Genomic DNA, 19,030 nt, shown 5'->3' on the forward strand with positions numbered 1-19,030 from the left:
CGCTCGTCCCCTTTTTGCGTCCTGCAACAGATTACAAGGTGAGTAGCCCGAGGGAATCGCACCCTCAGGCCCTCTCAAAACCGGACGTGAACCTCTCAGCTCATCCGGCTCCCATTATCCAGCCGCAGGCAGGATGCCCAGTCTCCAATGAGCAAACAGTCCCGGAATGTTCTTCGCCAGTTGCCCCAGCCATCGAATGGCTTTTGTCTTGTGTCAGGAACTGGGCGTCGTACGCAACAAAGTGAAAATGTGGCGTATGCGCTTGGCGAAAGCGGCGACCGAAACGAATGAAATCGAGACGAATCATCCCAAGCGCCTACGTTCACGAATCGAAGACATACTCAGCGACGAACAACGCGCAGGGGCACCGAACACCTTCACACCGGAGCAGGTGGCGCGAATCATTGCCATCGCATGCCAGTCGCCGTCTGAGCACGGCGTCCCGGCCAGCCATTGGACCGCCTCGGAGTTGGCCCGTCAAGCGGTCCGACAAGGCGTAGTGGAAAGCATCTCGCCGCGGCAAGTCGGTCGTTTTTAAAAAGGAAATGGATTTGGAACCGCACCGCAGCCGTTACTGGTTGAATCCGAAGATTGAAGACCCGGATCAATTTCAGGAAGACGTCAAAGTGATTAGCGACCTGTATCAGGCGGCTCCGGCGATGGCTGCCGAGCGTGTGCATATCCACTCGTGCGACGAGATGACCGGGATTCAAGCCCTTCAACACAAGCATGCTGCCTTGCCCATGAAACCGGGCAAAGTGGAGCGGCGGGCGTTTGAATACATTCGGCATGGCACGTCCGGTTTGATTGCCTCTCGAAACGTCGCTACGGGTCTCATCGAAGCCCCGCTGATCCAACCGACACGAACGGAAAAAGACTTCGTCACACACATTCGAAACGTGGTTCGTCAGCATCCGGAGGATCAGCATATTTTCGTGACCGATCAGTTAAACACGCATCAATCGGAAGCGCTGGTGCTCTTTGTGATTGAGCAATGCGGATTGAAACTGTCCTCCGACGCGGTTGGCGTGAAAGGCAAATCCGGGATTCTGAAAACAATGACTTCCCGTAAAGCCTTCCTGCAGGAAGAAAGCCATCCGATCCGCTTCGTTTATACGCCCAAGCATTGATCGTGGTTAAACCAAATCGAGTGCTGGTTTTCCATTCTCATCCGCCGTTTGTTGAACAAACGCTCCAGCTTCGCTTCGCGTGAGGATCTAGAACAACGGATTGCACAGTTTATTGACTACTACAACGAACATTTGGCGAAACCATTTCGTTGGACGTTTGACGGTAAATTGCTCAATATCTAATAAGTGATCTTATATTTAAGCCATCCCGTACTTGTAGTTTGATCCTTAATCAACACGCCGCCTGCTTGCAAAGATATAGGATTCATTCGTTAGATTGTCTTCACAATTAGCGTCAGCGCATCTATAAGCGGCGTTGCAGGACGGCCGATCAGCTTATCGAAGTCGCTGCTCGCCACATCCAACTCGCCGTCTTTGATATTTTGCTGAACGGCGGCGAACAAACCCGCAATCGGCGACGGCAAGCCGACACTTACCAGATAATCGGCGTATTCCGCAATACCGACTTGTTTCACGACAACATCCTTGCCAGTCACAGGGGGATATCCGGTTTATTTAGTTGATCTAAAAATTCTAAGCCATAATTGGAATCAAAATGATTCATCATCAAAGTCATTACCAGACCGTGTGTCCCAATAGCAATTCTCTTCCCTTTCTGTTCTTTTAATAGGGTCTTGAGCACTGCGATTGACCTATTCTGACAATCTGCGTTAGATTCGCCACCTGGTAAGGCATATTCAGGGTTGTAGAAGTTATCTCTAATATCAGACATTAAATCAATAATTTCTTAGAGTGGGAGGTGATAAATCGTCTGCTGCGCGGATTGATTCATTGAAAGAAAGGATAAACGGCGTCTTCGGAGCGCGCTTCTCCACCTCACCTCCCGTTCCTCTGCTCTCCTCTGCTGCCTCCCGCTACGTCTTTGACATTTACCGTTCCTCCAACCGGTATTCCTACCCGCTTGCCCTTACTCGCTCGTCGCTTGCATGCGCTGCAGTCCGATTTTGCCCACATGGAATCGAGTACGACTTCTATTATCCGCCTGTAGTCCGAAAACGCCTGCTTCCAGCGGGTATTTGGCTCGGCACACCGGCGAATCCGTTCTCCAAGCCGGCAAAATCGGACTCCAGCTTAAGGCGAACCTCGATTCCTTGCTCCAAGCGGGCGTTTTCGGACTACGGCATATCGTGGAGCTTTAATGGCAGCATAAGGATGAACGACTTTGCCATCCACAATGCTTTCGAAGAAAGCGACTTCGAAAGCATAAGCCGGGACGCGCGAGTTCACCGTTGAAAGACATGCAAACCTATAAAGTCTTAAGATAAGAAAAAACGGTCCGGGACGCCGCAATCCCGGCGTAATCCGAACCGTTTTTTGATTTATTGCATCATAAAGCTTTTGAACTACTCCACTAACCCCGTACGCTCGACGCCTTCGACGAACCAACGCTGCGTAAACATATACAGAACAAGCGGCGGAAGGACGATCAGGAATGAAGCGGCCATCTTGAGCGGCTCGTCGAAAACCGACGGTCCCAATTCCGACTCCCGCTGCGCAATCGCCGCGGAAACTTGCGATATGCCCATCGAAAGCGGCACGTCCTGCACGCCTTTCAAATACATGCTCGGCAAATAGTAATCGTTCCACGTCCAAACGAACGAGAACAGAAAAACGACGAGAATCGCCGGTTTAGCCAAGGGCAGCATAACCTTATAGAAAATGCGGAAAACGCTGGCGCCGTCGATCTTGGCCGCTTCCTCCAGCTCCTTCGGCTGGGTGGAGAAAAACTGGCGGTAAATGATGACGAACAAGGCCCCCTTCAGTCCGTGTCCGAACAAAGCCGGCAGCACGATGGGGATGTAAGTCGCGATAAGACCGAGCTGGCTGGCCGCGATCAGATTCGGCAAAATCGTCACTTGAATCGGTACGATAAAGGTAAAGATCAAAAGTATGAAACAGGTTCGCTTGAAAGGAAATTCGAGCCTGGCGAACGCATATCCCGCAACTGCGCACGATACGGTCTGCAAAACTGCGATCGTAAGCGAGAGAAACGCGCTTATCGTAAAGGCGCTAGGATATTTCAGCTTTGTCCAAGCATCCTGCAGGACGCCCGTATAAATCATCCTCGGCACCCAAGTAACCGCAGGGTCGATTAAGTCGGCCGAGTTTTTGACCATGGTCGTCATCATGAACAGAATCGGGTTCAAGTAAATGTAGGCCACGTCAATCAGTACGAGATAAATGAAGGCGCGGAATATGAGGCCTTTGTCCGCTTCTTTGCCGATAATCGCATGCCGTGTCTTGGTAATTCCCGCCCTCCAATCAAGACGATTTGTACGAATCGTTCGGATTGCCGTTAGTAACCGGGTCACCGCTCATCCTCCTTTATGTCGAATAGTAAGGAAGCACAAGCTCCCTTGGCAAACCGTGTGGTGCCCGCGATCCAGGTAATGCTTGATCCATGTAATGCTCGATCCACGTAATGCGCGATCCATTCAATACCTTGATCCATGTAATGCGCGATACACGTAATGCGCGATCCATTCAATACCTTGATCCATGTAATGCGCGATCCACGTAATGCACGAACCATACAATGCCGCAATCCACGTAATGCCGCGGCAATCAACCGGTCCCCATACCCGACGCTTTATTCACCTTCTGAAACACCCACAACGCAATCCCGAGGAATACGAGGATGATCACGAAATAGATCCAGGCCAAAGCGCTTGACTGTCCGTAGTTGTTGCTGGATACCTGGGACAAAATCGGGTTTGTCGGGAATGTAAATAAATCAACCGTCGTGTAAATAAGATTAAGCAGGATGAACGGAGTCATGCCGGGAAGCGTAATTTTCCAAAACACTTCCCAAGGCGTCGCGCCGTCGATTCTCGCGGCCTCGTAAACCGAAGCGCCGATCGTTTGCCGTCCGGCCAAAAAAATCAGAATTTGCACGCCGGAATACCACAGGATCAGGACGAAGGATCCCATGACGGCAACGATCGGTCCCCCCCATGCAGCCGACAAGTTTTCCGACACAAGCGAAGCGATGTTATACCTTTGGAGGAATCCGAGCTCCCCTTCGCCCTGCGTCATGAATTCCCGTACGACCTCCCCGGTTGTGAAAATGACGGGCAGGAAGAAAATCGAGCGAAACAACGGACGTCCCGGAAATTTCTGGTTCAGCATAATGGCGACAAGCAGCGAGAAGATCAAAATGATCGGAATCATAAAAAGCGACTGCCGCAAAAAAGGGAATAACGAATTGTACAGGATGTCTCCGTTCTCCAGCAAAATGTACTTGTAATGCTTCAATCCGACCGGATTCACCTCGATGCCGGTACTCATAATCGCTACCTGATGAAAGCTCATGTAGAGCGAGTAGCCGATCGGGAAAGCCATGAATGCCAAAAAACCGATGAACCACGGGGCTATGAACAGCGAGCCCTCCAGCTTGCGGATCGCCTGACCGGAAAGCTTACTTCGCTTGGCCGTCAATGTGCCGTTCCTCCTTCCACGATCAAGTAATCGAGCGGTTTCAGGGATATTTCGCCGCTTGTGTAAGCCGTGCCGCCATAGTTGACGATGATGCGTTTACCGCCGGCGTAGGTCGTCTCTTTCACTTCGGCCGCAAGCGTACGATGGCCTACGATGAATTGATCCTGCACGTCGCCGAGCGCTTCGTTCATTTCCCGGTATTCCTGAACCGCTTCCTTTTCCCAGCTCCGGAAATCCGGACTGTATAAGTGAAGCTCGTAAGCATCTTTAAAGCTCTCGGCGTTCTCATAGATAAAAATGAAAGAAGGAGCGGATCCGTATTCCAAGCCGCGTAAAAATTGCTTGCGGTATTCCTGACGATCGTTCGCATAGGACGACGTATAGTGGACGAGTCCGTGCAGCGCGATCTGAATGAACGGAACAGCCGTTTCCGAGAACGAGTCGTACGAATAGTCGTCGACCAAATGGTCGATCGTGCCGACGTAAGGGAAAGCGAAGCTGCTCGATCCGAAACCCCGAAGGCCGAGTGAAGCGTCTTTGAATTTTTCCATAAGCGCTTGCTGTTTTACCCTGCTTTCCGTTCGGCTAAGCGGGTAGTTCGTATTGAAATCGCTGATAAGCGATTGTCCCAACCCCATAAGCGTGACGCCGTCGGCGCCAAGCTTCTTGAAATATTCGATATCCTGGTCAAGCACGTTATCCAGATAGCCCAAGCTGACGATATTTTTCAAGACGGTTCCGCCCAAATCGCGAAGGCCGTGTTTTCGCTTATTGAAACTTCCGGCATCGCTTGTGTTAAGCAAATAGTTGGTGTTTAAATAAACCGGAATATCCAGCGAATGGGCGAATTGGATGAATACCTTCATCCCATTGTCGCCGCCGAGCCGTTTGTCCACGGGCAGCGGAGCGCCGTGATCGCTGAAGCCGCCCTTCGCCCAGCCCATATAGTCGACGACCATATTGTCGATGCCGAGGTCGTACAACCGCTGCACCATTTTCATCGCGTCGCTCGTCGTCGTCGACCGGAGATAACGGTCCGCGATCAGCCCCCCGGGTCCCCGTTCCGCTCCGACAATCGTAACCGTCATCGGCACCTTTGTATCGTTCTTCGGTTTAAGCGGTTCCAGCTTGTGCGTTTCCATCAAGTATTGTCGATACCGCTCGGCCATCCCGACATAGTTTGCTTTCATCCTGTCGAGCAGAAGGTAACGAACGGCGCGATCGCCTTGAAATCGATTCTCCTTGTTATACGTAACGAAAAATCTGCCTTTGGCTTCGTTCGTCACTTGTTTATAACTCGATCGATAGTTTTGCTGAGCGGTTATCCAGTTGTAGCCGCTGAACACGCCGGACGGCGAGGCGACGACATCGGAGAACTCGGCTCCGTCTTCGATAACCGAAACGAAGCCTTTATCGCCCGATTTGGCGCCGAATACGGGAATCGAAATCGGATTCCGGGATTGGGGATCGTCGTTTGCTTTGAACGAAATGTCGGTTCCGTATACGGCTTCCTGATAAATCCGGTTCACGTTCGTATTGTGTTGACTATAAGGAATGAGCGCGCCGGAGCCGTCCGGTATGAACAAGTAGCCCTCCTGGCCTGCGGAATGCTCCGCCCCGAAAAATGGGTAAAGCCGGATCCAGACAAGGCTTAACGCGCCTTCCTTGACCCCGGATTCCACGATTTTCGTGACAATCGAGTCCCGTTCCACTTTAACCTCGATCGGAATCGTGAACTGCTTCGACGGTATGTCGAAGGTCAGCTTGAAGCCTCCGTCGATCGAAGCGACATCGATGATATTGCCTTGCTCTTCGAGCAAGTTCGTTTCTTTCGGCTGCGTCGCTTTGCCTGTCAAATCGACATAACTCAGCATGACTGGGGAACGCAGATGCGTTCTCCAAATGCCCTCCTGAGCTTCCGCAAGCCATTGACCCGGATCGGGATACGAATGCCAAACGTTGCCGTTCCGCTTATCGGTGACGGCGAAGTGGCCGGATTTGGCGTCAAGCCTCAATTCGAGTTCTCCGGATTCGGCAACCGTTTGGAAATCGGCATCCTTCGGCAGCTCATCCATGCCTTTGTTTACTTTCGCCGCCCCCGCTTTTGCAGGAGGGGCGGCCAGGGCAACCCCTCTATCGATCGTACCGATATCGAGACGCGTCCCTACGAACAATATCAGAGAGGCTAGTAACAAAGCCCAGATCCAATAAGATGCAGGAAATCGTTTGAGCAGCTTCATCGCAGTCTCACCTCCTGATACACTTCATGTATGAAGTCTTTCAAATCGCTGCTCAGGCCGAGTACGACGAGCGCGAGAACCGCAAGCGCCAAAAACGTCAAGAGAGAGAGCAAGACGTTAATAATCGTTTCGCCTACCGAATAATTTTGCAGCGATTGGATTTTCCAGAACACCATCAATCCGGTCCAGACGTACAAAGCTTTTTCCATAAAATCGTAAATCGTCTGCTCCGACATCGTCAAAACGTTGGAAACGGCCGCAAGCGGAATGCCGATCAGGATGAACGGGATGAGCGCATATGCGTTGCCGACGAATACGTCCTTGAACCGGCCTTCTCCGCGGTAAATCGAGCTGACCAAATAGTTGGATACGACCCAGCCGAACCAGACCGCTCCATACTGCAGAAGAAGAGACAATAAATTGACGCTGTTAGCATCGTCCATGTTGAACGAAAAACCTGTGAACAACTTCATGACGACAAGCGCTGCATACGCGATGATCAGCAGAATGACGGCGCTTCGATACCCGCCTTTATGTTCATAGCGGAGCGCGGTGAAACCGTCGATCGGGTGTTTCAGCATGTAGAACATATGCTTGAGCTTCACGACGAATTCGTTGTTGGAACGCGTGCGATTGTTCCATGCTTGGCGCCATGCCGTTCGGCGGGTCGCTCTTTCGAACAGCAAAAGCGAAATAATGGCTGCGGCCATGCATGTTGCGACTACCGAGAAATGGCTTTGGAACCACTGAAGGCGGATTTGCCAGAACGTGTCGGAATATCCCTTATGATCGTCGCCACGCTTGAACAGCTCGAGCGCTTCCTTGTAGTTCCCTTGCTTATAAGCTGCTTTTGCCAAACCGAGTATGGCCGGCGAATAATTGGCGTTCAACCGAAGCACCTCGCGCCAATGCCGCTCGCTTTCCTCATAGCGTCCTTGCAAAGTCAGCTTGTTCGCCGCATTCACTTTGTCGCCGAACTCGGACAAGCGGAACAGCTGGAGGACGCCTTCTTGCCCGTCAAGGAGAATCAAGTCGTTGCGTGAGTTGGCATCGACGGCTACAGGATTTTTCATCGATCCGAGCTGGATCGTGTTAGGCGAAGACGGGCCGGCCCAGAAAAAGAGCAAATTCCCGTTCGCATCATACTGGTTGATGTAGTTATAAGAAGAATCGATCGCCGTCATATTCCCGTTCGAGTCGATGGCGATATCGATCAGCTGCGGGGCGACCGAACCGCCTGCCGCGAATTTGAGGTCGGACTGCCGCACTTCGCCGAACGTTTTGCTTTCGAGCATGTTAAGCCCTTTGATGCTCAGCTTTTTGATTTGCTCGCTCTTGATGTCTTTACCGGCTGTCGTCGTGTACAGGAACCCGTCATGGTCGACCGCGACGCTTCTTATCGCGCCCGGCAGCTTGCTGATCTCGTTCGCGTACATCTTCTTTGGATACAGCAGCCGCTTCATCGCGTCGAGCGGAGAGAAGACCGTTTTGTTCGCTCCGTAAAAGCTTTGGAAATTGCCTTGCGGATCCAGCTGCAGCAGCCCTTGATAACCGCCGAGCACGGCGATGTACAGAAATCCGCGCTTATCGACGACAAGCCTCGTCGGGTCGAACTTGAAAGATTCCGGCATATATTTCGAATCCGGCCTTTTGTACTCTCTAATGTAATTGCCATCCTTGTCCATGCGGACTATCCGCTTATTGCCGGTATCGGCGACGTATAGGTCGAAATCATCCGTAACGAATACGCCTTCCGGTTTATTGAACGAACCGCCCGGCGAATCCCGCTCCGGCGCGATAATACGGATAAACGCCCCTTCGGGTCCGAACTCGACGATCCGGTTATTGCCGGTATCCGCCACGAAAATATGGTCCCGCTTATCGATAAAGACGTCTTTCGGATTTTGCAGCGGAGACGATTTGGCCGTCCCCGGGTTGTCGGGATCGGGAATCGTCAAGTCTTTGCCGAACATCCCTTCCGGCGTGTATGCCGGCTGCGTCCAGACCAGGCGTCCTTGTTTATCTTTGGAGTTCGTCCAGTAGGGCACTTCCGCGTATGCGGACAGAGGCACGAGCGCCGCTGCGGTTAACGTAAGGAAGAGCAGCGTCAGAACCCGCCGGCTGCTTCTCAGTTTCATGATTTATCCTCCGAATCTGCGTCCTTTATTTAATGCCGGAATGCGCCATCGTCGCGATAACTTTGCGCTGGTAGAATAAGAAGAACAAGAAGTTCGGCAGAAACAGGATGAGCGCTGCAGCCGCGGCGGCGCCTTGCCTTGCTACGGAGTTTGCCGCTCCGGAGGTAATCGTGCCGAGGAAAAACGGGAATGTTTTCATCGATTCGTCCTGCATGAACAATCTGGACGTTTCCACGTTGCCCCAAGCGCTTTGAAACGTCAGGATCGCGACGGTTGCCACCGCAGGCATAATGGTGGGAATGACGATTTTAAGGAAAACCGTAAATTCGCGGGCACCGTCCATTTTGGCCGCTTCGAGCAGCTCGTTCGGAACTTGATCGACGAACTGCTTCATCAGGAAGACGCTGACGGGAGCGGCCAAGGCGGGCAGCAAGTGGCCGAAATACGTATTCATGATGCCCAGCTTCGACACGACCAGGTAACGCGGAATGCCGACCGTCTCCGGCGCGAACATAAGCGTAAGCAGGATCGCGGCGAACAGCACTTTATGGCCGGGAAATTTATGCTTGGAAAGCGGATAAGCGCATAATGCGCTGACGATAACGACTCCGGCTACCGTAAGTAGGGTAACCGCCGCGCTGTTAAACAAGTAACGGGTCACCGGAACCGCGGAATTGCTCGACAGAAGGAACAGTTCCTTGAAATTATGGAGCGACGGATCTTCCACGTAAATGCGGGGCGGAACGATGAACAGCTCCTGATACGGCTTAAGCGAGTTTGTAAAAATGAATACAAGCGGAATGAGCATGAATACGGATAACAGCGTCAGCAGCACGTACAGCATTTTCTGAAAGGCGTCTTTCTTCTCCAGCCTGTTCCTTCTTTTATTCCGGACGGATGCGAGGAAACGCGTGATCTTGTTGCCGGCTATGTCGGCCATCATTCATCCCCCCGGGCTCCGAATAATTTATGACCGAGCTTATTGGCTGCGTACATCATGACGAGCAGGAATACCGATAAGGCCGAAGCGTACCCCATCTCGAAACGGACATCGCCGTAATCCTGAATATGGCTCATGAGGACATGGCCTGCATATTGGGGAGTCGGAAACGTACCGGACAACTGTTGGCCGATTTCCCCCGCCTTAAAAGTGCCGACGATCGCCATAACCGCGCTGAACAGCATTTGCGGCTTCATCGACGGAATCGTGATATGCCAAATTTCTTGCAGGCGGCTCTTAACCCCGTCGATCCGTCCGGCTTCATAGAGCTCCTTGTTGACGTTCAGCACGCCGGCAAGCTGGGCCAGAAAGCCGACGCCCATGCTGGACCATAAGGTTACGGCAACCATCGCGTTCATCAAATATTTCGGGTCCGTGACCCATAGGACCGGTTTGTCGATAAGCCCCATTCCGAGGAGTATGCTGTTCAAATAACCGATTCGATCCCCCATCAGAAGGGGGGCCCATACGGCGACCATCGCCGTACCGGCTACAAGCGACGGGCTATAAATAATAAGCGCGTATACGGTTCTCGAATAATTCGGCAGCTGGGAAATGAGCCAGGCCAGGATGAAAGACGCGATATAACCCCCGGGCCCGACCAGCAGCACGAATTTGATCGTGTTCGGCAGCGCGTTTTTCAGGAATATCAAATCTTGCGACAGCAAGTACAAATAATTTTGCCAACCGACGAAACGGGGCGGCTGAAGGGCGTTGAAATATGTGAAGCTAAGCAGCACGGCGAGCAGGACCGGAACGAAAATAAAAGCCGTAAAGCATAATACGAAAGGCGCGATAAACAAATACGAGAGCCTGTAGGACCATACGCGTTTAAGGTACGCGTTCACATGCGTCCCGAGCTTATAGCCCCTTTTCTCACCGATTGCCGCCGTCATTCCGGCTTCACTTCGGGACATATCGTTCAACTCCTTCCCACGGTTTGTTTACTTGCGGCATATCGAGCGTGTGCGTCGCTTTGCCGTCCGGGGTCATAAATCCGAACTCCTGCGCTTTCCGCACCATCTCCCGGTCGATATTAACGATGCCTTCCTCGAGCGATTCGCGGAAGTTCATGCCGTCGACGACGGTACGGTTCCATGCGTTGTTCAGCTCCCGAGGGACGAAATAAGCGCCCGGAGGACTGGCCAGCTCTTTGTACCATTTCCATTGCTCGAGGATGACCTTAAGATCCTCCTTCGGCCATGGCAGACGGGTGAACGCCTCGATGTTGGCGGTGTTCCACCGGAACATGACGCCGTTGAACGATTCCAGATCCGAGCCGAACCTTTCCTGCACGTCGGCGGACAACAGCCATTTCAGGAACGTCCATGCTTGTTCTTTTTTGTCGGAGCTCTTGTAAATAAATCCGGTCGTCTGTCCGCCGGAGGACCAGCGGGCGACCGTGCCGTCCGATTGTTTAACGCCGGGCAGCGGAGCGATTCCCCACCAGCCGGTTAATTCCGGCGCAGCTGCGGTTAACTGAATATACGCATTGAAGTCTGCGATCCCTATCGGCATGGAGCCTTTGCGGAAATGCTGGTAAAAGCTCGGGACGCTTTTTTCCAAGTCATAAATGTTGAACAAATCGGTCCACTGCTTGAACCCCTTGAAAGCTTCCGGCGTTCCGAGCGCCGTGCTCAGGCCGTCTTTATTGAAAAACTCCGCGCCGTTCTGGTACAAAAACGTAATGAAATCGTCCGTCGGCACATAAAAGTTGTAGCCGTTTTGCTGCAATGTCGGCAGCATATCGTACACGTCGTCCCATGTGTCGGGGATGTTCAAACGGAGCCGCTCCAAAATGTCTTTCCGGTAAAACAGCACTTTAAACGATTGCGTTTCCGGAAGCGCGTAATACCCTTTATCGTAATAAAAAGGAAGAAGCGCGCCTGGCGCGAACCGGTCCGCCACTTGCTTGAAGTCCGGGAATCCGCTCAAATCCTCGAGCGCCCCGCGCATGGCGAAATCGATCGATTTGTTCTGCGGCTGGCCGAGCGCAATGTCCGGCGATAGTCCTGCTGCGTTGGCGTAAATAAGCAAGTTTTCGTCCGGCAGCAAGCTGACTTTGACTTTAATGCCGGTTTGCGGCGTGAACATTTCATCGCTGATCTCTTGAAGCAGGTTGACGTAGTCGCGGGGACGGTTAACCCAAACGTTAAGAGCGCCCGCTTCGAGATCGCTCAAATCGTCCTTGCGGAGAAAAGAGCGGAAGAAGCTCATCGCAGACGTTTTCATTCTTTGGAAGAAGCCCGCTTCCATTTTCGGCGCAGACGACGATGCCGGAACGATGTAGAGTTGATCGAGCTGCAGGGGAGACTTGGTCAAAACTTCCCCTATGGCTCCGATTTTTTCTTGCAGCGCCGAAATATCGTCCATATGGTAAGGGATTTCGTTCGGGTATTTGAGATAGCTGTCGATATCGCGGACGATGTTCAGCAACGTTTGAACGCTGTTTTCCCGACGGCCGTTCGCTTTCAGCATGTTGTCCGCCATCGATTGCATCCGCTCCCTAACGTCCTGCAGGCGGTTCGGCAGCTCCGGGAAATCCACGTCTATTTTCCAAGTGCGGTTTTTGTCCACGACATTGCCTGTCAGCGACTTCAGCTCCGCAGTCAACTGCCGCAGCTCGGCAGCCGCTTTCTCAGCTTCCATGAGAATCGCTTGGAAAGGGGAAATCGTAGCCGTCATAGACAGGACGTGATCGCCTTTATCCAAATATATTTCGAACGGATCGCCCGCTTCGTCGGACAGCGTGACGCCGCGCCAGTTCAGATCGTACCGGAACGGGTAAGCGAGCAGTTCCTTGAACGGGACTTTGCCGTCGATCGCGATCGTACGGAAAGAGGTCATATTCGAAATCGTATTTTGCTTTGCGCGCATCGCAATTTTATAGCGCCCGCTATCCGGAACGGTGAACGACCACGTTATCGTCTGCCCGCCGCGCTGCCAGTTGGAGCCGCCTACCGTATTAAACGTTTCGTGCGCCCCGGCAGAAGGCGTCGACAGCGCGTCCTTATCTACAGCCATCTGGATGGCTGCATCGTTTTTGGCCGTCATATGCTCCGCTTGTATTGGAATGACCTCGCCAAGCTTGCCTTGCTCGGCCGGGAGTTTGGCGGCGTAGGCCGTATAGTCTGCAGGGGTTTCCGGAGGCGTCAGCGTCAATCCGCCGATCGCGATCGGTTCGCTGCCGGACAAACGGATCGTATGCTCGCCTTGCGTCAAATACCATGTAAGCGGCTCGCTGTAGCCGCCGCCGTTGTCGCGGAAAGGCTCTTCGAGCCAGCCTTCCGACGAAAGCGATCTCGGGCGAATATCATTGCCCTTATCGTCCTGCTTGACGGGCAAATCGTCTTTAAATTGTCTGCGGAACGTTATCGCCCTCGCTTCGCGGAATGGAATGTTTCCGTCTATTGCGACCGCGAGCGATATGGGCCGCCGGTTCGACGACGCCGTCTGGTTCACGCTGTATGGGTAGTACTGCAAATTCAAGTGGTATAATCCTTCTTTATCCACTTTCACTTTGTATTCGATCCAATTGTCCCGGTCGCTCTTCCAGATCAGCACGCGTTCTTTTCCTTGGAAGCCGCCCGGCTGAGCCAATTGCTGCGGAGCCTGGGCATAAATATCGGCACCTGTTAGCCGATACGTGTTTGTGGCGTTCACATAACCTTTTTCGATCCAGTCCGCATAGACCTCGGCATAAAACGGTTCGATATCCGTATGCAATTCGCTCGCGCTTGCGTCAACGGCTTTTGATGAAGCCGCGCCGCTCTCCGCCGGTACGGTGCCGGAAGCGTACGCCGCTTTTTCAGGAGGAGGAGCGACGATGCCGGAGCCGGCAAGTATCAAGGCGGAGAGCGCAAGAGCGGCGATAGTACGTTTGTTCCTTTTTCGGCGACGGTGCATTGGAGGACCTCCTTTTATCTCTAAGAGCCGCATAACCGTTCGCCACTGTCCCGGTCGAAAAATAACGCTTTGTGCATGTCGATGGCAGCCGATATTTTCATCTCGTCATCGTAATGATTGCGCGGGCTAGTACGGACGACAAGAAGGTTTGGCCCGCCGACATCGAGATGAAGGAACCGGTCTGCACCCATCAATTCGTCGAATTTGTGAATGCCGGTTATGACAGCGTTCGGAAACGCCTCGAAGTAGAGCTGTTCAACGCTTATATTTTCAGGGCGAACGCCGAGCGTTACCGCTTTGCCGGCTAGCCGCTTGGCAATTAGCGCTTTCGCATTGCCTTGAGGAATTTCCAGCGAAAACCGGCTCGTATGGAATTCCAGCTTGCCGCCCTGTTCTTCCAGTTTACCTTCCATAAAATTCATCGGCGGCGACCCTATAAAGCTGGCTACGAACGTGTTGGACGGATTGTTGTATATTTCCTCAGGCACGGCAATCTGCTGAATAACGCCGTCCTTCATCACGACGATCCTGCTCGCCATCGTCATCGCTTCGGTCTGATCATGAGTAACGTAAATGGTCGTCACTTCCAGCTGCTTGTGCAGCCTAATCAGCTCGGAGCGCATCTGCACACGCAGCTTGGCGTCCAGGTTGGAAAGCGGCTCATCCATCAGAAACACCTGAGGGTTGCGGACGATCGCACGGCCGAGCGCGACACGCTGACGTTGTCCGCCGGACAATTGCCTCGGCTTGCGCTCCAAATACGGCTCGATTTCCAGTATCCGCGCGGCTCTTTTGACAGCGAGATCGATTTCATGCTTCGGCAGCTTGCGCAGCCGCAATCCGAAGGCGATGTTCTCGTAGACGGACATATTCGGGTAAAGCGCGTAGTTTTGAAACACCATGGCGATGTCGCGGTCTTTCGGCGGCAGATCGTTGACGATCGCGTCATTGATATAAATTTCGCCCTTGCTGATGTCCTCTAGTCCTGCGAGCATGCGCAGCGTTGTCGATTTGCCGCAGCCGGAAGGGCCCACGAACACGACGAACTCTTTGTCTTCGATTTCGAGGTTGAAATCTTTCACGACATTTTGCTTGTCCTTGCCGTATTGCTTGTAAACGTGATCGAACAAAATCCGGGACATGTAGCCTGTTCCCCCCTCCTCTATGATTTCGTTAAAGAAAAAAACATTGCCAAAGCGCTGCGATCCAATCGGGGAAGCAGGCGTCGGATAAGCGTCATCCACCCGTCACGATGCCTGCTTCCCCGATCGTGATTTCTTATTTCCGATATTTGCGAATAAATTCGACCGCCCGGCGAATATCGGCTTCCGGATCGTCGCCCACTTCGCGTTCGATGGTTAAATAGCCGGTATACCCGATCTCTTCGAGCGCTCCGAAATAGGCGTCAAAGTTTACGGAGCCTTCCCCGAGCGGAACCTCTCTGAATATTCTGCCGCCCTCCATCATTGCGGCGGTTTCCTCATGGTCCATCGGATTGAACCCGAACGGGCTGTAAACGATGCGCGGATCGACTTTACGGAGACTTATCCCGTCTTTGGCATGGGTGTGGACGATGTAGCTTTTCAGCAAACGGACACCCTGCGCCGGATCGTCGCCCGTCACCATCACCATATTGGCAGGGTCGAAATTGACCGCGACCCCTTTCGAGCTGAAGGAGTCAAGGAAACGTTTCAGCCGCTCGGCCGTCTCCGGACCGGTCTCGATTGCAAAATAGGCGCCTTTGCCGGCAGCGTATTCGGATAGCTCCTCGCAAGCTTGACGCATTTCCGCGCAGATCGGATCGTCCGCTTCTTCCGGAATATGGCCGATATGCGTCGTCACCACATTCGTACCCAGATCCACGGCGAGATCGAGAATCCGCTTGGACTTCTCGATTTTATCCGGATTGACCTTTCGGTCCTGAAATCCGTAGCCGCCCAAATCCCCGCACAATGCGGAGATGTCCAGTCCGAGGGAGCCAATGTACGCCCTTAATTCCTTTCTTACGGCCTGCTGCAAATTGTCCGGGTCCATCTCCCCGCGGACGGCGTGCATTTGCACGCCGTCCGCTCCGACCGCCTTGGCTTTCTTCAACCCTTCGTTCATGCCGGCCCGGAAGCTGTCGACGATGACGCCAATTTTGTTTGGTAAAGTCATGAACATTCTCCTTAAGGGATACTAATCCCTTTCGCTACTTGGCGCCTTTGGCCACTTTCGTCTCTTCGATTTTTTTATCGGCCCTCTCCAAGGCCTCGCGGAAGGCCTGGTTCATTTCCATCTTGCCGTGAACGACGTTAGCATAGATGTTTACAAGTTCATTCTGAGCAATATCCCTATAGGGGGAAGTCGGCTCATCCGGTACCGACGCAAACTGCTTCGGCAGCAGAGCGCCAACATTCTTACCTTTATAGAAATCGGACTCCTGTCCGAATGTCGCTACGATCGATTTGTCCTTTATCACCGGCAGCAGACTTCCTTGTTTGGTAGCCGCTGCCTGAAACTCGGCGGAGGTTAAATAAGCCATCGCCTGAAAAGCTTCTTCCTTGTGTTTGCTCGTATTAAACATCGAAATAACGAACGGATACGGCTGGTAGCCGACGCCGGGTTTTTCTTTTAACGAAGGAAAGGAAGTGAAATCCCATTGGTCCCCAAGAGCCCCCGAGAGCTGCTTCTCATCAAGCAGTACGCCGCCCGGCTCGAGCATAGCGACCGTTTGGTCTTTCAAGAACATATTCAAGTTGGCGCCCTGGCCCACTTTGTTCATATCGTAGCCGGGAAGGTCGTATATGCGGAAGATGTCCTTTAGATAGTTTTTATATTCCGACGTGTCGAATGCAAGCTTCTCCCCTGAGCTGTCGAACATTTTTTGCGACACTTGATTCAGTCTCATTAAATGAAAACCCGAAAGCATAAAGCCGCGGTATTGGACGCCGTTTTCATTGCGTGTCAGCTTTTTGGTCGTCTCGTATAATTCATCCCATGTCATACCGTCTTTCGGCAAAGCGACGCCGAACTTATCGAATATGGCCTTGTTGTAATAGATCGTATTCGGCGACATGTAGATCGGAAGGCTGTAAAGCTCCTTATTCGTCGACAACATTTGGGCGACTTTAAGCGCCTCCGGGTCCAACTGATTCAAGTCATAGTTGAAAGTCTTGATTAGCGGCGTCAAATCGTACTCGCCTTTAAATTGGCGAATCGTCGTTTCGAACCCGACACCCGGGGTGGTCATGATCAAATCCGGCACATTGCCTGTAACGACCCGATCCGCCAGTTCCTCAGCCAATGGCTTTCCCGTAGAGCCGATTGCCTTAACTTTGATATGCGGATATTTTTTCATAATCGGTTCCGCGAACACTTTCGCCGTTTGTTCTTCGCTCCAGGCGCCGTTGTAATGCATAATGGTTATTTCCACAGTCTCTTTCGGTTTCGGCGATTCGGTGCCTTTCGGCGTTTCCGTGCCTTTCGGCGTTTCCGTGCCTTTTGGCGATTCCGTATTCCCTGTGCCGGTGCCCGTATTCCCGCTGCACGCAGCCAGCAAAGAAGCTGTCATCACACTTACAAGCGCCAAACGACTCCACGGTTTGAACATTTTCATAACCCCTCCTGATAATTTTAATAATAATATGGTCTAACCATATGATTTATGGTTGTTCCAACACTGAACAAAAAACCGCATGAATACCTACTTTAGTCAGTTAAATTTGAAAGAATAAAACTCCGCGTCGCTCATCGTTATTTCCATAATTACCGGTTGGCCGGACAAGAATGAAGGATCGCCGTCCGTAAAAACAACCGTTTTGTCGAGAGAGTCTCCAAACAACTCGATGGAGGTAATCGTCCGATCCGCGGAAGCAAGCTTCACTTTCATGTACCCTCTCGCAGATGTAGCGAAGTTGACCGACAGCCGACCGCCTTCATAGATGAACGGCTTAGTCGTTATTACGCAAGGCTTATACGTCGCTCTATAAGATACGAACCCGTCTATCCTGATCGTATAACGCCTGAGCCTTGCAGGTTTTTGCGACCAATGCCCCTCCTTGGCGTACATCGAAAGCTCGTTCGGAGCGTAAGGAAGGAGATCGCTTCCGGTTTCGATCATGCCGACGGCCGGAAAACAATCGCCGTAAACCCAGTTGTACGGATGCTCCGGTCCCGGCGTCATAAACGCCTCGTCCCAGCGGCTCCAGCTGCGCCCGTCGCGAGAGCTCATGAACACGCAGTCCGTAATGGCCAGCCCGTAGCGAGGATGTACACCCATCCTTTTTTTACGGCTTAACGCGCCGGCAAAATCGTCAAAGTTCGGCGTCCACTCTTTCTTCTCCACATAGCGTGACGGAAAGCCGGCATAGAGATGCGGAGCCCGATAATACGGCTGAACGACGTTCGTATAAAGCGGGTAGTCCTCGCCATCGCCGAAATCGAGCCGTTCCGGCGTCGTCCATTGCTTAAAATCGGCCGATTCCATCCAGCGGATGTCCCGGATCCCGGCGTTCCAGTCGTTGCCCGGAATATCGTGAAAATCGCGGACATAACATCTGTACTTATTCGCCAGGGTATCCCAAAATGCGACGTTCAGCGTATCGAACTTTCCTTGATTTGTCATCCGCCACGCTTTGCGAAAACGAATGCCGTCGCGGCTTGTGAAGCACCATAAATAATTGTCGTTCCAGTCGATCGCGGTGCCTTTATAGCGCTCCTCGTCGGGGCATTCGGGGTTCATGTCCTTGAATACGTAAAAGTTATCGAACCTGGCCGTATTCGAATCGAGAATGATATTATTGCTCCGGGAGCCTCCATATTCGCAGATGCCCAATTCCGGCTTGATCCAATCCTTGCCGTCCACGCTTTCTGCATAACAGACGACGATCGATCCCGTAACATGCTGCGTAACATCCGGGTCCAGCATCTCCCAGCCCAAATAATACATCCGGTACAAGCCGTCGTCCTTCACGATGCAATGATAGTTGCAGCCGTCTCCCTCCCAAGGAGCGTCGTGAATGATCGCGACTTCCTTCGGCTGAAGCTTGTTCAGCTGCCGCACTGCGGTCGTTTTTTCCGTATCGATCAAATATTCGTCCCAAAACAACTCTCTGCGGTTTGCGATCCGTATCGCGTCAGTCATAGCCGGATTCCCCCCTTAAAGGTAAACTTCAC

At 52.5% G+C, this 19,030-nt stretch carries 15 protein-coding genes and 1 pseudogene; 3 read left to right on the forward strand and 13 right to left on the reverse strand.

Going from position 1 to position 19,030, the window contains the following annotated elements; translation table 11 throughout:
- The first annotated feature begins 208 nt into the window (after positions 1-208).
- Together DQG23_RS09070 and DQG23_RS43400 are read left to right on the forward strand one after the other, a co-directional pair.
- The gene (locus DQG23_RS09070; protein WP_158560367.1) at positions 209-538 is read left to right on the forward strand and encodes a helix-turn-helix domain-containing protein; all 330 of its coding nucleotides are present in this window, start codon (positions 209-211) and stop codon (positions 536-538) included.
- An 88-nt stretch (positions 539-626) separates the two neighbouring features.
- Positions 627-1,130, forward strand: a complete 504-nt coding sequence (locus DQG23_RS43400; protein ID WP_202865895.1) for a transposase — start codon at positions 627-629, stop codon at positions 1,128-1,130.
- Between the two features lie 272 nt (positions 1,131-1,402).
- Here the strand turns inward: DQG23_RS43400 and DQG23_RS09080 are convergent, their stop codons facing one another.
- Positions 1,403-1,606, reverse strand: coding sequence for a hypothetical protein (locus DQG23_RS09080; protein WP_146762268.1), 204 nt, complete (start codon positions 1,604-1,606; stop codon positions 1,403-1,405).
- A 17-nt stretch (positions 1,607-1,623) separates the two neighbouring features.
- Positions 1,624-1,854 (reverse strand): annotated as a pseudogene (locus tag DQG23_RS09085) (histidine phosphatase family protein); the annotation flags it as partial.
- Between the two features lie 68 nt (positions 1,855-1,922).
- On the opposite strand from DQG23_RS09085, the gene DQG23_RS41775 reads away from it, so the two are divergent.
- Positions 1,923-2,384, forward strand: coding sequence for a hypothetical protein (locus DQG23_RS41775; protein ID WP_146762269.1), 462 nt, complete (start codon positions 1,923-1,925; stop codon positions 2,382-2,384).
- 110 nt (positions 2,385-2,494) lie between these two features.
- Here DQG23_RS41775 and DQG23_RS09090 read toward each other — a convergent pair whose 3' ends face one another.
- The 11 genes from DQG23_RS09090 to DQG23_RS09140 all read right to left on the reverse strand — a co-directional run bounded on the left by DQG23_RS09090 (position 2,495) and on the right by DQG23_RS09140 (position 18,998).
- A complete protein-coding gene (locus tag DQG23_RS09090) occupies positions 2,495-3,463 on the reverse strand; it encodes a carbohydrate ABC transporter permease (RefSeq protein WP_420330220.1) in 969 nt (322 codons plus the stop codon).
- Positions 3,464-3,716: 253 nt separating this feature from the next.
- Complete coding sequence (locus tag DQG23_RS09095) at positions 3,717-4,589, reverse strand: carbohydrate ABC transporter permease (protein ID WP_238177812.1); 873 nt, start codon at positions 4,587-4,589, stop codon at positions 3,717-3,719.
- A complete protein-coding gene (locus DQG23_RS09100) occupies positions 4,586-6,829 on the reverse strand; it encodes a DUF5696 domain-containing protein (RefSeq protein ID WP_113030523.1) in 2,244 nt (747 codons plus the stop codon). The genes DQG23_RS09095 and DQG23_RS09100 overlap by 4 nt, the downstream gene beginning before the upstream one ends.
- Entirely contained in the window at positions 6,826-8,967 is a 2,142-nt protein-coding gene (locus DQG23_RS09105; RefSeq protein ID WP_113030524.1) for a YIP1 family protein, read from the reverse strand. The genes DQG23_RS09100 and DQG23_RS09105 overlap by 4 nt, the downstream gene beginning before the upstream one ends.
- Positions 8,968-8,992: 25 nt before the next feature.
- Entirely contained in the window at positions 8,993-9,907 is a 915-nt protein-coding gene (locus tag DQG23_RS09110; protein ID WP_113030525.1) for a carbohydrate ABC transporter permease, read from the reverse strand.
- Positions 9,907-10,884 carry a carbohydrate ABC transporter permease gene (locus DQG23_RS09115; RefSeq protein ID WP_113030526.1) on the reverse strand — a complete coding sequence of 326 codons (978 nt, stop codon included), beginning with the start codon at positions 10,882-10,884 and terminating at the stop codon, positions 9,907-9,909. Before DQG23_RS09115 ends, DQG23_RS09110 begins: the two co-directional genes overlap by 1 nt.
- Positions 10,871-13,873 carry an extracellular solute-binding protein gene (locus tag DQG23_RS09120; protein WP_113030527.1) on the reverse strand — a complete coding sequence of 1,001 codons (3,003 nt, stop codon included), beginning with the start codon at positions 13,871-13,873 and terminating at the stop codon, positions 10,871-10,873. Before DQG23_RS09120 ends, DQG23_RS09115 begins: the two co-directional genes overlap by 14 nt.
- Positions 13,874-13,893: 20 nt before the next feature.
- On the reverse strand, positions 13,894-15,015 hold the full coding sequence (locus DQG23_RS09125; RefSeq protein ID WP_113030791.1) for an ABC transporter ATP-binding protein: 1,122 nt from the start codon (positions 15,013-15,015) through the stop codon (positions 13,894-13,896).
- Positions 15,016-15,151: 136 nt separating this feature from the next.
- Positions 15,152-16,030: a sugar phosphate isomerase/epimerase family protein gene (locus tag DQG23_RS09130; protein ID WP_192894568.1), complete on the reverse strand. Its 879-nt coding sequence runs from the start codon at positions 16,028-16,030 to the stop codon at positions 15,152-15,154.
- A gap of 34 nt (positions 16,031-16,064) precedes the next feature.
- Complete coding sequence (locus tag DQG23_RS09135) at positions 16,065-17,471, reverse strand: ABC transporter substrate-binding protein (protein ID WP_113030529.1); 1,407 nt, start codon at positions 17,469-17,471, stop codon at positions 16,065-16,067.
- Between the two features lie 96 nt (positions 17,472-17,567).
- Complete coding sequence (locus DQG23_RS09140; protein ID WP_113030530.1) at positions 17,568-18,998, reverse strand: hypothetical protein; 1,431 nt, start codon at positions 18,996-18,998, stop codon at positions 17,568-17,570.
- Positions 18,999-19,030: the final 32 nt, after the last annotated feature.

This window comes from Paenibacillus contaminans, from assembly GCF_003285015.1.
Classification (GTDB): Bacteria; Bacillota; Bacilli; order Paenibacillales; family NBRC-103111; genus Paenibacillus_V; species Paenibacillus_V contaminans.

Bases quoted from the DNA above. Each gene is read 5' to 3' on its own strand.
- DQG23_RS09100 (WP_113030523.1), bottom strand. From the start codon at position 6,829: ATGAAGCTGCTCAAACGATTTCCTGCATCTTATTGGATCTGGGCTTTG.
- DQG23_RS09105 (WP_113030524.1), bottom strand. From the start codon at position 8,967: ATGAAACTGAGAAGCAGCCGGCGGGTTCTGACGCTGCTCTTCCTTACG.
- DQG23_RS09110 (WP_113030525.1), bottom strand. From the start codon at position 9,907: ATGGCCGACATAGCCGGCAACAAGATCACGCGTTTCCTCGCATCCGTC.
- DQG23_RS09115 (WP_113030526.1), bottom strand. From the start codon at position 10,884: ATGTCCCGAAGTGAAGCCGGAATGACGGCGGCAATCGGTGAGAAAAGG.
- DQG23_RS09120 (WP_113030527.1), bottom strand. From the start codon at position 13,873: ATGCACCGTCGCCGAAAAAGGAACAAACGTACTATCGCCGCTCTTGCG.
- DQG23_RS09125 (WP_113030791.1), bottom strand. From the start codon at position 15,015: ATGTCCCGGATTTTGTTCGATCACGTTTACAAGCAATACGGCAAGGAC.
- DQG23_RS09130 (WP_192894568.1), bottom strand. From the start codon at position 16,030: ATGACTTTACCAAACAAAATTGGCGTCATCGTCGACAGCTTCCGGGCC.
- DQG23_RS09135 (WP_113030529.1), bottom strand. From the start codon at position 17,471: ATGAAAATGTTCAAACCGTGGAGTCGTTTGGCGCTTGTAAGTGTGATG.
- DQG23_RS09140 (WP_113030530.1), bottom strand. From the start codon at position 18,998: ATGACTGACGCGATACGGATCGCAAACCGCAGAGAGTTGTTTTGGGAC.